Raw genomic sequence first — 13,109 nt, forward strand, 5'->3', positions numbered from 1 at the left:
GGGGCACACGGCTCGGCGTCCGCCTCTAGGGTGCGGTGATGCGATATGACATCAGACCGGTCAAGGCCGATCAATGGCGCAGTCTCAAGGAGCTGCGTCTGACGGCGCTTTCGGATCCGGCAGCATCCCTCGCCTTCCTCACGACCTACGCACAGGCGTCGGCGTACCCCGATGAGCGCTGGCAGGAGAATGCCCGGTCGAGTGAGCTGGGGCTCGGCGCCGTCACTTACGTGGGAGTGGCGCCCGACGGCAGCTGGGCCGGCATGGTGACCGTCCTTCTCGAGTCTCCCGACCAGCCGAAGGCCCAGATAGTGGGCCTTTACGTACGCCCTGAACACCGGCGGACGGGGCTGGCCGAAGAGTTGCTGCTCGCAGCGGTGGCACGGGCCATGGAGGGGCCGGCGGGTGCGGAGAACGTCTTTCTGTCGGTACACGAGCAGAACGTCCGTGCGCAGCGGCTGTACGAAGCCCAGGGGTTCGTACGTACCGGCGACGACGATGTGGACGACACGGGGCAGATCTGGGAGTACGCACGGAAGCGGCTGCCGTGAGCAGTTGTCGTGAACGGCTGAGGTGAGCGGCGGTTCGCCGGCTCAGGCCGGCAGCGTGGCGTGCGGCCAGCGGGCGCGGGCCTGTTCGGGGGAGCGGAGCGTGGCGAGCGTCAGGAGGCCCTGGGCGGCGCCTGTTTCGAGGAGCCCGGGAAGCGCCGGGAAGGGCGCGAGGGCCGCGATGTCGTCGAGGACGAGGGTGAGTGGTGGGTCGAGCCGACCGTCAGATGACCGTTCGGCCATGCGGCGGCCGTGCTCGACCACGCTCGAGACGAGTGCGGTGAGAAGAGGCATCGCACCCGGTGCGGTACGCGGGTCCTCGATCGACTCGCCCACAACATAAAGCGTTCCCCCTTCCGCCACGAATGATTCGAGCGCGAGCGCATCCGCTCGCCCCGGATTGCAAGCGTCGCGGATGTGCACGGAGGAGAGGGCCGCGAGCGCGCGGGCGACCAGTTGTTGTGCCATGTCCCGGCGTTCGGGGTGCGCGGTCAGTACGGACTCCAGCTCGCCGGCGCGGCCGGACGCGGCCTTGGAGTTCGTACGGAGGATGCGTACGGGCTCGTGCGCTGCACCGCTGCCCTGGGCCCAGCGGTGGATCTGCCGGAACGGCCGGCCGTCCACGGCGGCGGCGTGCAGCCAGCAGCGCAGCAGCGTTTCCGCGGCGTCGGCCAGGGCCGAGTCGAGGCTGCTCATCGGGCGGACGGGGGCGAGCAGCGCGCTCGCGCGGGAGCCCGCGACGGCGATGTCCGTACAGCCGGCCGTGGGGGACCAGCGGAGGCGGGCGGGGGTGTCGAGGAGGTGCTGCGGGTCGTACACGTGCACCGGGCCGAGCTTGGCGCGTGCGTCCTTGGTCTCGGCCCAGAGCGCCGCGTCGGTCGTCGCCACGAGGAGCGGGCCCTCGGCGCCATGGATCACGTCGAGCGCGGCGGCACGGGCGGCGGGGCGCTCGGCACGGTGGTGGTAGTGGACGCGGGGGAGGGCGGGACCGGCCGGGCCGGTGAGGCCCTCCACGGCAGCAGCCGCTCCTGCGAGGACGGCACTGGCCTCCGCAGGAACGTCTGTGCGGGTGTCTGTCGAGCGCTGAGGGCCTGGTGCGGGCGTGGCGGCGGGGGCGGCCTCAGTGGCGGCTGATGCGCCGTCCGAGGCCGTCCAGGTGGCCTCCACGGGCGCCGAGGCGCCGACCGTGGCGCTGGCCGCGGCGCTGGCTGTGGTGGCGGCCGGGGCCGCCGGAGCAGGTACGGAAGCGGCCGGCGGCGCCGTAGGCCGCTGCTCGGCAGGCACCTGCCCGGCAGTCATCTGCGCGGCCGAGGTGTCCTCGGCGGCTGCTTCCTCGACAGCCGCTTCCTTGGCCGGCGCTTCCTTGGTCATGCGTACGGAACTCTGCTGCTCCTGGCCGCCTTGCGGGGCCCGGGCAGCGCTCTGCGGCCGCTGAGCCCCCCGTTCCGTGGTCCGCCCCGCCCGGCGCTCCGCCCGACGTTCGGCGCGTACCGCGCGGAGGCGGGTGATCGTGCCGAGCGCGAAGACGGTGAGGACGGTCAGGACCATCAGCTCGCTGATGAAGACGCCCCAGAAGAGGCCGTAGCCGGAGAGCTGGCCCTTGGGGGTGGCGGGCCAGGCCGTGGCCAGGTCGTGCGGCTCGGTGGCCAGTTCCCGCATGGCGAGCGGTGTACGCGTGAAGGACAGGTTGGCCGGCCAGCCGCCGTGGGCGAAGAGGCCGGAGAGGCCCGTGGCGAGCCACACCAGCACGGTCAGGCCGAGGAGGAAGGCCAGTACGCCGACGAGCAGGGAGTCGGGGATCCCGCGCTCCCGCCGCCGGGGTGCGGGCCCGCCGCCCGGTCCCGCCGGCCCGCCGGGGCCGTGCTCTCCGTACGCGTGCCCCTGCCGGTCGTACCGGTCGTACCCGTCGTTCACGCCACCGACCCGTCCTTCGTGCTGCCGTGCTTCTCGTCCTCGCCCGAGGCCGTCCGACTCGTCCTCGTCCGCGGCCGTCCGGCTCGTCCTCGTCCGGGGCCGTCCGACCGTCAGACCGTCAGGCCACCGTCTCGCTCGACTCGTTGCTGAGCTGGCGGGCCATGGCCAGTGCTTCGGCGCGGGCTTCGGCCTCGGCGTCCGCCGCGCGCTCCAGGGCGCGGGCCTCGGCCGTGGGCTGGGCCGAGGCGTCCGCGATGGAGGATTCGGTCATGGCGCGGTCGGTGTAGACCAGCGGGCGTTCGGCCTCGGTGATCAGGTGCTTGACGACCTGGACGTTGCCGTTGACGTCCCAGACCGCGATGCCGGGGGTGAGGGTGGGGATGATCTCCACCGCCCAGCGTGGCAGGCCCAGTACCCGGCCCGTGGCCCGTGCCTCGTCGGCTTTCTGGGCGTAGATCGTCCTGGTGGACGCCATCTTGAGGATGGCGGCGGCCTCGCGTGCGGCCGCGCCGTCGACCACGTCGCTGAGGTGGTGGACGACGGCGACGAAGGAGAGGCCGAGCCGGCGGCCGAACTTCAGCAGCCGCTGGAAGAGCTGGGCCACGAACGGGGAGTTGATGATGTGCCAGGCCTCCTCGACCAGGAAGATCCGTTTCTTCCGGTCGGGGCGGATCCAGGTGTGCTCCAGCCAGACGCCCACGATCGCCATCAGGATCGGCATGGCGATGGAGTTGCGGTCGATGTGGGAGAGGTCGAAGACGATCAGCGGTGCGTCGAGGTCGATGCCCGCGGTCGTCGGGCCGTCGAACATGCCGCGCAGGTCACCGTCGACCAGGCGGTCCAGTACGAGGGCCACGTCCAGGCCCCAGGCCCGTACGTCGTCCAGGTCGACGTTCATCGCCTCGGCCGACTCGGGCTTGGGATGGCGGAGTTGCTCGACGATGTCGGTGAGGACCGGCTGGCGGTCGGTGATCGTCTCGTTGACATAGGCGTGCGCGACCTTGAGGGCGAAGCCCGAGCGCTCGTCGAGGCCGTGGCCCATGGCCACCTCGATGATCGTGCGGAGCAGCGCCAGCTGGCCGGTGGTGGTGATCGACGGGTCGAGCGGGTTGAGCCGGATGCCGCCGTTCAGCGCGGCGGTGGGGTCCAGCCGGATCGGGGTTATGCCGAGCTGTTCGGCGATGAGGTTCCACTCGCCGACGCCGTCCTCGCCCTGCGCGTCGAGCACCACGACCTGGCGGTCGCGGAAGCGGAGCTGGCGCAGGACGTACGTCTTCTCCAGTGCGGACTTGCCGTTGCCGGACTCGCCGAGGACGAGCCAGTGCGGGGCCGGCAGCTGCTGGCCGTACAGCTGGAAGGGGTCGTAGATGTACCCCTTGCCGCTGTACACCTCGCGGCCGATGATCACGCCGGAGTCGCCGAGGCCCGGTGCTGCGGTGGGCAGGTAGACGGCCTGGGCCTGCCCGGTGGAGGTCCGTACGGGCAGCCGGGTCGTCTCCACCTTCCCGAAGAGGAAGCTGGTGAAGGCCTCGGTGATCGCGACGAGCGGATCGAGCATGGCCATGACGTACGCGCCTCCCAGCGGCTTAGCGGCGGATCCCGGTCGCGAACGGAAGCGTGTTGACGAAGGCCCGGTGGTGCTCGCGGTCGCACCACTCCAGCTTGAGGTAGGACTTGCCGGCCGAGGCGCGGATGGTCCGCTTGTCGCGGGCCAGTGCCTCGGGGGAGCGGGACGAGACGGTGATGTAACCGACGAGGTTCACCCCTGCCGCGCCGGACGCCAGGTCCTCGCCGCGCTGGTCGACGCGGCCGTGGTGGGCCACGTCGCGCGGGTCCACCACGCGGTTCATCTTGGCGGCGCGGCTGGCTTCCGCGTCGTCGTTGGTCTTCTCGGTCAGCATGCGCTCGATCGCCACCTCGGTCGGCTCCAGGTCCATGGTGACGGCGACCGTGCGGATGACGTCGGGGGTGTGGACGAGGAGCGGGGCCAGGAAGTTGACGCCGACCGGGGTCAGCGGCCACTCCTTGACCCACGCGGTGGCGTGGCACCAGGGCGCGCGGGTCGCGGACTCGCGCGTCTTGGCCTGGAGGTAGGTGGGCTCCATCGCGTCCAGCTCGGCCGGCCAGGCGTTGCGCTTGCTCATGGCCTGGATGTGGTCGATGGGGTGGTCCGGGTCGTACATGGAGTGCACGAGGGAGGCGAGGCGGGCCTGGCCGAGGGGCTGGCGTACGCGGATGTCGGCCTCGGCGAGGCGGGCGCAGATGTCGGTCAGCTCGCGGGCCATGACGACGGCGAGGCCGGCGTCCTTGTCCAGGCGCTTCCGCAGCAGTCCGCCGTTGTGCATGCGCGCGGCCCGGGCCATGGTCTCGGCCTCGGTGGCCAGCTCGCGGTTGTAGTGCATGCAGGCGACGAGGTACGCGCGGTGCTGCTCGGAGGAGGTGGAGACCATGGACTGCAGCTGGTCGTAGGAGTCCTGCAGCCACTGGGGGGAGTTGCGGTCGCCGCGCTGGGCGACGTCCTTGGCGTGCGCGTCCGGGTCGGCGGGGAGGGTACGGGCCAGCATCTGCAGGCGCGTCACGAAGCCGTCGCCGTTCGCCACGTGCTTGAGCAGCGTGCCGAAACGGTCGACCAGGGCCTCCTGGTCCTCGCTGTCGCGCAGGCCGACGCCCGGGCCCTCGATCTCTATGGCCGCGGTGACCGTGCGGCGGTCGGCGTGCAGCAGAACCGCGATCTCGTCCGGGCCGAAGGGCGCGGAGAGCCAGTTGATCCGGCCGATGCCGGGCGGCGGGCCGATCTCGACCTCACGTCCGTCGAGGCTGATGCCTGCCTCCTGTGCGCCGGAGCGGTACGTCGCGCCCTGGCGCAGCGTCCGCTTGTAGCTGCGGTTGATCTCGAACCACTTGTAGAACGTCCGGCCGCGGTACGGGACGTACACGGCGGCCAGGGCCAGCAGCGGGAAGCCGGTGAGCGTCACGATGCGCAGCGGCAGGACGGGCACCAGCAGACCGCACATCATGCCGAGGAACGCGCCGGCGATGATCAGGGCGATCTCGCCGGTCTCGCGGTTCTTGCCGATGACGGCGTTGGGCCGGGCGCGGCCGATGAGATACGTGCGTCGGGGCGTGACCGGGTGGGACTGGGTACTCAACGCCCATCACCTCCTGCTGTCTTGCCGGTGCGGGCGGAACCGCCCGAGGCCGCGCCGGGGCGCGGGCCGGGGTTGGTACGGGGAGCGGGCGGGCCGGCCGGGCCGGAGCCGCCGCGGGAGCTGTGTGCGGCGACGCCGCCGGCGACGGCGTCGGCCGGGCGGGACTGGGCGCCGCTGCTGTTGTTGTCTCCGCTGTTGCCGCCGCTGCCGCGGGAGCTGTGGGTCTTGATGCCCTGCGAGACGAGGGCGGCGGGGGAGGAGACGAGAGCCGCGGCCTGGCTGCCGTCGGTCGCCGCCTTCTTGTTGGTACGGGCGGCCATGATCTCGTCGCCGAAGCCGGGGACGAAGCGGTAGATCATGGCGCTCGCGAAGATGGCGAGCAGGATGATGGCGAGGCCGGAGACGACGGCGGAGAAGGAGTCGGGGCCCTTTTCGGAGGAGAGGGCGCCGGCGATGCCGAGCACGATCACGATGACCGGTTTCACCATGATCACGGCGATCATGATGCCGGCCCAGCGGCGGACGTGGCCCCACATGTTCTTGTCGACGAGGCCGGCGTAGACGACCGTGCCGAGCAGGGCGCCGACGTAGAGCAGGGCGGCGCGGATGACCAGCTCCAGCCAGAGGATGCCGGCGGCGAGCACGGAGACGAGGGCGACGACGATCAGCATGATCGGGCCGCCGCCGATGTCCGTGCCCTTCTTCAGGGCTTCGGAGAACGACCCGAAGAAGATGTCGGTCTGGGCGCCCGTGCCCTTCGCGATGATCTCGGTGACGCCGTCGGTCGCGGAGACGACGGTGTAGAGGATCAGGGGGGTGAAGGCGGAGGCGAGGACGGTGAGCCAGAGGAAGCCGACCGCCTCACTGATCGCCTCGGTGAGGCGGACGCCGCGTACGGCGCGCTTGGCGACGGCGAGCAGCCAGAGCACGAGCGTGAGGACGGTGGAGGCGGCGAAGACGACGGCGTACTGCCGCAGGAACGCGGCGTTCGTGAAGTCGACCTGCGAGGTCGCCTTCACGGCATCGGACAGCTTCGTCACGATCCACGCGGCGGCGTCGGCACAACCCTTGGCCAGCGACTGCAGGGGGTCTAGGGGGTTGCTGTCGCCGATGCCGGACGGGGAGGTCGGGGAGCCGCCGCTGCCGCCCGAGCCGCGCTCCTCGCAGAGCTCCTTGGCCTTGTCGGTGAGGAGGTCGCAGGGGTTGTCGGTGGGCTTCGGGGACGGTGCGGCGAAGGCCCGTGAGGCGAAGAGGACGGCCCACGTCTGAAGGCCGGCGAAGACTGCCGCGAGTGAGAGGGTGCGGCGCCCGGACGGACCGGTGCGGGGAGACTTACCGGGCATAGGTGAACCCTCCGAACCCTTCGACGGCCTTGGACATCTCCTCGGCCGTCGCGGCGGCCTGGTCGCGGCCGACCGGGGCCGGCCCCTTCTTCTGCGAGACGCCGGTGACCTTCCAGTCACCCCCGACCCACTGCAGCTTCATGGTGGTCGTGTACCAGCTCTCCGTGACCGGGTTCTCCGAACCCTCGCCGGCGAGGCCGAAGAGGGAGGAGTTCCAGACGGCGACCGTCGCGGAGGTCCCCCCGAACTTCTCGGTCTTCGTCCCGACCGGGTTCGCCCGGGACACGAACGTCATGCCGTCCGGTGCGCTGCCGTCCTTGTCGAGGCCGACGCCGGCCAGGAACTTGGGATCGTCGTAGACCTTGGCCAGCTCTTTCTTGCGGTCGGCGGCGGCTGACGGGGCGTAGACCGCCTCGATGATCGCGTCCCGGGTGTCCGGGCGGTACATGCCGTCGCTGGCGAGCGCCACCGCGTAGTTCGCCGCCGCCGACTGGGCCCCCTGTTCGGTCTTGGGGAAGCCCGAGGGGATGGTGGGGGCGGTGGAGTTCTTGCCGGAGACCGGGCGTTGGCCCGTGGGGGTGGTGGGCTGGGCGGCCGGGGCGCCGGACTTGGCGTCGGGGGAGTCCGGACCGGAGCCGTCGCCGCCGCGGTTGGCGAAGGCGATGGCCGCGATGAGCAGGACGACGACGCCGACGATCGTGACCAGGTTGCGGCTGGACATGCCGCCGCGCGGGCGGCGGCCGGCGCCGTAGACGTCGCCCTCGCCGCCGGGAAGTCTGGTGCGTGTCTGGCCGGGGCCCTGGTCCCTGTACTCCCCGCCGTACGCTCCGTCGTCACCGAGACTCATCGTGCCCTGCCCCCTCAACCGGCATCGCTGCCGTCTTCGCCGTCGCCTTGCCGCAACCCGGGTACGACCGTAGCCGCGTGGGAGGCGGCCCGGACGTCCTGATACGAGTACACCCCACTGTGACGGAACGGCGAACCGGACCGCACCGCCTGTGGACAACTGTGCGGGCGGTGCGGAGCGGGCTGTGGACGAGTGGGCGGAGTGGGCATCAGCATGTGGCCTCGGGCAGGGATATGGGCCAGGTGTGGCGGCCGTGCACAGACGACGACCATGGGACGTGAGCCGGGCCGCGGCGCGGAAGAGCGCGCGGCGGGCGCGTGGACGGACGGGCGGGGCGTACGGACGGGCGTACGACGGATGTACGGATCGGCGGCGGCGGGCAGGCGTACGGCGTCGGCCGCGCGGCCCGGCGGGGTGACGTTTCGGCCCGGCTAGACCGCCATGCCGTAGACGATGGTGAAGAGGGTGCCCAGGGACCCGATGATGAAGACGCCGGTCAGGCCGGCGACGATCAGGCCCTTGCCCTGCTCGGCGCTGAAGGTGTCGCGGAGCGCCGTCGCGCCGATGCGCTGCTTCGCCGCGCCCCAGATCGCGATGGCGAGGCAGAGCAGGATGGCCACGGCCATCACCACTTCGACCATCACCCGCGCTTCGTTGCCCAGCGTCCCGAACGGGCCCCAGTCCGGGGCGATTCCGCCGATAATGGTGGTGATGTCGCCCTTTTCGGCCGCAATGAACATTTCTGAACTCACCGCCCCTTGATGGGTAGTTGTCTCCCGTACCACACGGCACGGCCGGTCTCTATCTTCGCTGACGATTGCCCGTGGCAGTGTCGACTTGGCGTCAAACTTTGGCGGATCCCGTGTGGGCGGCGAGGGCTGGGATGCGAACGTCGCCCACAGGGCCCAGTATTCTCACCGTGTGTACCATGCGCGGTCACTCTGAGCAATATTGGGGCGGGAAGTGAACACGCAGAGCGGTCGGCGCGTTGCCGACGTGCGGTTCGTGTACGCGCGGCGCCGGGCAGGCGCCGCCGCTCCCGGCGGGGCGGACACGCGCACGGTTCGTCGGTAGCCTGACGGGGGTCGACGTGGGGGTGAGGGGCGCGGTGCGCAAGGTCTGGGTGGGGACGGGGATCGGCGCAGGAGCCGGTGCCGGCTTTCTCGCGCTGCTGGTCATCGGCACGTACGCCGCGGCCGGCGGCATCGGCGGCGCTGCGGGACGGGCCGTAGGGCTGGCCAAGGGTGCGGTGCCGGCGGCGTACCAGCCGCTCGTGCAGAAGTGGGGCACGCTCTGTCCCGCCATCAACCCGGCGCTCCTGGCCGCGCAGTTGTACCAGGAGAGCGGCTGGAACCCGAAGGCGCAGAGCCCGGCGGCGGCGCAGGGGCTCGCGCAGTTCATCCCCGGCACCTGGGCCACGCACGGCGTGGACGGGGACGGCGACGGCGACAAGGACGTGTGGGACCCGGACGACGCGATCGCGTCGGCGGCCTCGTACGACTGCGAGCTGGCGAAGTACGTGAAGAACGTCCCCGGGGACGCCACGCACAACATGCTGGCCGCGTACAACGCCGGCGCCTACCGCGTCATCCAGCACAACGGCGTGCCGCCGTACCGGGAGACGCAGAATTACGTCAAGATCATCACGACCCTCGCCAAGAGCTTCGAGGCGCCGACGCAGCGCGTGGAGCCCTCGCGGCAGGCGGCCGGGGCCATTTACTACGCACAGAAGAAGCTCGGCACGCCGTACCTCTGGGGCGGCAACGGAACGGCGGACCAGGGCGGCAGATTCGACTGCTCGGGCCTCACGAAGGCCGCGTACAAGTCGGTCGGCATCGAGCTGCCCCGCGTGGCCAATGACCAGTGGAACGCGGGACCGCACCCGAAGCGGAACGAACTGCTCCCGGGCGACCTGGTGTTCTTCGCCAACAACCTGAACGACCCGCGGTCGATCCACCACGTGGGCATCTACGTCGGCGGCGGCTACATGATCAACGCTCCGTACACGGGAGCGGTGATCAGGTTCGACAAGATCGACACCCCGGACTACATCGGCGCCACCCGCGTCACCGAAGATGGCGCAAAAGCGCTCCCCCGTGAGAACGCTGCGTGAATATGGGGCCTGAGCTGCGGCGATGAGTCAAGCTTCGATAACGTCCTGGTGATCATCCGGTGGAAAGTGGAACGTCGTGCGGGTGCATGACGTTTCCTTGGAGTGGGTGTGAGAGGCACTGCGGAGCGGGCTGACGGAGGACGCGGCCGGCACGGCATTGCTCGACGACCACGGGGGTTGGCAGCACTCGGACGGCGCTCGCGCGCGCGAAAGGTTAGGGGCCGCGGCACATGGCTGGACTCGCACTGGACGGGTCGAACCCCGACGTTGGTCTCCTGTACGAGGTCAACGGCCTCGCCAAGGACGCTCCGCACTGGTTCGACCAGGTCATGAAGTACGTCGGCGAGTACGGCATCATCGCCGGGCTCGCGGTCCTCTGCCTGGCCGCCTGGTGGGGCGCACGCAAGCGGACCGACGCGCCCGCCGCGGTGGCGGGCCTCGTCTGGGCACCGCTGGCCGCCGGCATCGCCCTGCTGGCCAACATCCCCATCCGCGAATTCGTCGCGCGGCCACGCCCGTTCCGGGACCACACGGGCCTGGAAGTCCTCGTGCACGGGAAGAACGACTTCTCGTTCGTCAGCGACCACGCCACGCTCACCATGGCCGTCGGCGTCGGCCTCTTCATCGCGCACCGCAAGTACGGGCTGGCCGGCATCGCGCTGGCGCTGCTCGAAGGGCTGTGCCGGGTCTACATGGGGGTGCACTACCCGACGGACGTCATCGGCGGATTCGCGCTGGGGACGGCGGTCGCGCTGCTGTTCGCACCGCTCGCCCAGGCGCTGCTGGTGCCGCTGATGAAGGCGATCGCGGCCTCCCGCGTCGGGGCGCTGGTCCAGACGCCCCGGGCGGGGACGGCGCGCGCAGGCGGAGCGGGCGAGGGGGAGAGCGCGGCTGTGACGGACGCGTTCGGGCCCGCGGGGGCGGCCGGTGCCGTCGGGGCCGGGGGCCCCGGCGGATTCCCGGAGCCGCCCGGCGCGCCGCACGACGGTGTACGGGGCGGCCGCGCGGAGCGGGACGAGGACCTCGCGGCCTGACGGCTCCCGCCGCCCCACGGAGCACCTGAAGCGTCGGCCCCGCCCGGATCACCGGGCGGGGCCGACGCGTTCGTACCTACGGGGCGGCGCGGGCGCTGCGGTGGCGCCCCGCGCCCTCAGAGTGCCTGCGGGAACGTCCGGAAGAGGTGCTGCGGGTCGTACGCCTGCTTCACCTCGGCCAGCCGGCCGGCGGCCGCCCCGTAGTAAGCCTGCTTCCAGTCCTTCAGGGCCGGGTCGGCGTAGTTCTGGTAGGCGGCGCCGGAGGCGTGCCGGCGCATCGCGGTGTGCATCCCGGCCAGCCAGGCGTTCTGCGCCTTGCCCGTACCGCTCGGCGCCCAGGAGGCGAGGTACTGCGCCAGGAACCGCGAACGGCGGTGCACGAAGGCGGTGGCGGTCGGCTGCACCCGGTTGATCGCGCCGCCCAGGGCGGTGAAGGCGACGTTGCCGTTGACGCCGCCGCGCCCCGCGCGCTCGATCTGGTCGATGACCGTACGGATGCCCGCGGCGCTCAGCGAGCGGTCGAAGAAGTCCGAGCGGGCCGCGTAGGTCTCCCGGCCCAGCTGCCCGGACGGGGTGCGGCCGGGAACGCTGCCCGGCTGGTGGCACTGGGCGGTGGTCTTCGTCGAGCAGCCCGCGTACGCCTCCATCGCGTCCAGGTACGCCTTCGGCTTCAGCGAGACCGAGGACGCGGGGCCGGGGCCGCCCGCGCGGTCGGCGAGCCGGTCGACGGCGTTCTGCAGGTCACGGTAGGAGCCGAGGGAGAAGGCGGCGACCGACACGGTCGGCGTGGCGCCGGGGCGCGCGTCCAGGTGGCAGCTGGACCAGATCTCGTCGGCCTGGTCCGGGCCCCACTCCTGCCAGGACCGCAGCACGGCGGCCGCCTTGGACCACGGCCAGGTCAGGTACGTCATCACGGCCTTCGGGGCCCTGTGCGTACGGAAGCGCAGCTCGGTGACCACGCCGAAGTTGCCGTTGCCCGCGCCGCGCAGCGCCCAGAAGAGGTCGGCGTGCTCCTTCGCGTCGCAGTGCAGGGTCTTCCCCGCGGCCGTGACGAGCGTGGCGCCGACGAGGCTGTCGCAGGTCAGGCCGTACGCGCGGGAGACGACGCCATGGCCGCCGCCGAGGGTCAGGCCGGAGACGCCGACCGTCGGGCAGGAGCCGCCGGGGATGGTCACGCCGTGCTTGCCCAGCCCCTCGTAGACGTCGATGAGCTTGGCGCCGGCCCCTATGCGGGTGGTGCCGCCGGACGGCGCGGAGACCTTGGAGAGCGCGGAGACGTCGACGATCAGGCGGTGGTCGCCGCTGGACCAGCCGGCGTACGAATGCCCGCCGTTCCGTATGGCGACGGGCGTGCCGTTGCGGCGGGCGAAGGCCAGGCACTCGGCTATGTCCCCGGCGTGCTGGACGTACGCGACGGCCGCCGGCTTCAGGGTGTCGAAGCGGGTGTTGTACAGGCGGCGCGCGGTGGCGTACGCGGCGTCGCCCGGCCGTATCAGCCGCCCGTCCAGACCCTTGCGGAGCGCTTCCCAGGGGCTCTTTTCGGCCACGCCCCCGGCGGCCGCGAGGCCCGTTCCCGTACCGCCCGTGGCCAGCCAGGCCGCCGTGGTCGCCGCGAGCCCGCCGCCCGCCTGCAGAATTGTGCGCCGCTTCACGGCCGCCCCCTTGTCGCGCGGCGCCGTGGCGCCCTGCCGATGACCTTCGCCCAGCCAGATGCGGATGCGGGGCGTCAGGTTCCGCGGGGAAGCCGGCGCGTGAAGTGACAGGGGTGGCGGCGGAAGCGCGCGGCGCGCCCGGCCGGGGCGCGCGAGCCGGAGCCGGTGGCGTCAGCCGTCGTCGCCGGAGTGCCGCCCGGCGTCCGTACGGGCCTGCGAGCGGGCGCGGCGGGCCGGGCCCGACCAGCCGCAGCTGCACCGGGCGAGGCAGAAAGCGCCGCGCTCGACGGTGGTCGTGCGGTGGCCCCCGGCTCCGCCGTTCCCGGCGCCGTGGCCGCTCCCGGGGATGTGGGGGTCGGCGGTCTGCTGCGGGTCCTTGGTCAGGTACGGCACGTGTCCACGCTACTGCGGGTTGTACGGGGCGGGCGTGACGGGCCAGATGAACGGTCGTTGAACGAAATGGTTGCCCGATGCCGGCCGCGCCGTGCGGCGGTGGGACGGCGGCACGA

The 13,109-nt window shown here is 71.9% G+C and carries 11 protein-coding genes; 3 read left to right on the forward strand and 8 right to left on the reverse strand.

What is annotated here, in order from left to right; translation table 11 throughout:
- Nucleotides 1-38: 38 nt before the first annotated feature.
- A complete protein-coding gene (locus C3486_RS09610; protein ID WP_146074980.1) occupies nt 39-551 on the forward strand; it encodes a GNAT family N-acetyltransferase in 513 nt (170 codons plus the stop codon).
- A 42-nt stretch (nt 552-593) separates the two neighbouring features.
- Here C3486_RS09610 and C3486_RS09615 read toward each other — a convergent pair whose 3' ends face one another.
- The 6 genes from C3486_RS09615 to C3486_RS09640 form a co-directional block, all read right to left on the reverse strand.
- Complete coding sequence (locus C3486_RS09615; protein WP_374936848.1) at nt 594-2,207, reverse strand: type IV secretory system conjugative DNA transfer family protein; 1,614 nt, start codon at nt 2,205-2,207, stop codon at nt 594-596.
- A 373-nt stretch (nt 2,208-2,580) separates the two neighbouring features.
- Nucleotides 2,581-4,020, reverse strand: a complete 1,440-nt coding sequence (locus tag C3486_RS09620) for an ATP-binding protein (RefSeq protein WP_103832283.1) — start codon at nt 4,018-4,020, stop codon at nt 2,581-2,583.
- A gap of 28 nt (nt 4,021-4,048) precedes the next feature.
- Nucleotides 4,049-5,611, reverse strand: a complete 1,563-nt coding sequence (locus tag C3486_RS09625; RefSeq protein ID WP_103832192.1) for an SCO6880 family protein — start codon at nt 5,609-5,611, stop codon at nt 4,049-4,051.
- Nucleotides 5,608-6,954: a hypothetical protein gene (locus tag C3486_RS09630; protein ID WP_103832193.1), complete on the reverse strand. Its 1,347-nt coding sequence runs from the start codon at nt 6,952-6,954 to the stop codon at nt 5,608-5,610. The genes C3486_RS09625 and C3486_RS09630 overlap by 4 nt, the downstream gene beginning before the upstream one ends.
- Complete coding sequence (locus C3486_RS09635; protein WP_103832194.1) at nt 6,944-7,801, reverse strand: hypothetical protein; 858 nt, start codon at nt 7,799-7,801, stop codon at nt 6,944-6,946. The genes C3486_RS09630 and C3486_RS09635 overlap by 11 nt, the downstream gene beginning before the upstream one ends.
- A gap of 431 nt (nt 7,802-8,232) precedes the next feature.
- On the reverse strand, nt 8,233-8,541 hold the full coding sequence (locus C3486_RS09640; protein WP_103832195.1) for a hypothetical protein: 309 nt from the start codon (nt 8,539-8,541) through the stop codon (nt 8,233-8,235).
- A 368-nt stretch (nt 8,542-8,909) separates the two neighbouring features.
- Between C3486_RS09640 and C3486_RS09645 the strand changes: the two genes are divergently transcribed.
- Together C3486_RS09645 and C3486_RS09650 are read left to right on the forward strand one after the other, a co-directional pair.
- Nucleotides 8,910-9,914, forward strand: coding sequence for a bifunctional lytic transglycosylase/C40 family peptidase (locus C3486_RS09645; protein WP_103832196.1), 1,005 nt, complete (start codon nt 8,910-8,912; stop codon nt 9,912-9,914).
- Nucleotides 9,915-10,144: 230 nt separating this feature from the next.
- Nucleotides 10,145-10,948, forward strand: a complete 804-nt coding sequence (locus tag C3486_RS09650; RefSeq protein ID WP_103832197.1) for a phosphatase PAP2 family protein — start codon at nt 10,145-10,147, stop codon at nt 10,946-10,948.
- Between the two features lie 116 nt (nt 10,949-11,064).
- On the opposite strand, the gene C3486_RS09655 is transcribed toward C3486_RS09650, so the two are convergent.
- The gene (locus C3486_RS09655) at nt 11,065-12,600 is read right to left on the reverse strand and encodes an FAD-binding oxidoreductase (protein WP_103832198.1); all 1,536 of its coding nucleotides are present in this window, start codon (nt 12,598-12,600) and stop codon (nt 11,065-11,067) included.
- 171 nt (nt 12,601-12,771) lie between these two features.
- The gene (locus C3486_RS09660; protein WP_103832199.1) at nt 12,772-12,993 is read right to left on the reverse strand and encodes a hypothetical protein; all 222 of its coding nucleotides are present in this window, start codon (nt 12,991-12,993) and stop codon (nt 12,772-12,774) included.
- Nucleotides 12,994-13,109: the final 116 nt, after the last annotated feature.

This window comes from Streptomyces sp. Ru73, assembly GCF_002920575.1.
Classification (GTDB): Bacteria; Actinomycetota; Actinomycetes; order Streptomycetales; family Streptomycetaceae; genus Streptomyces.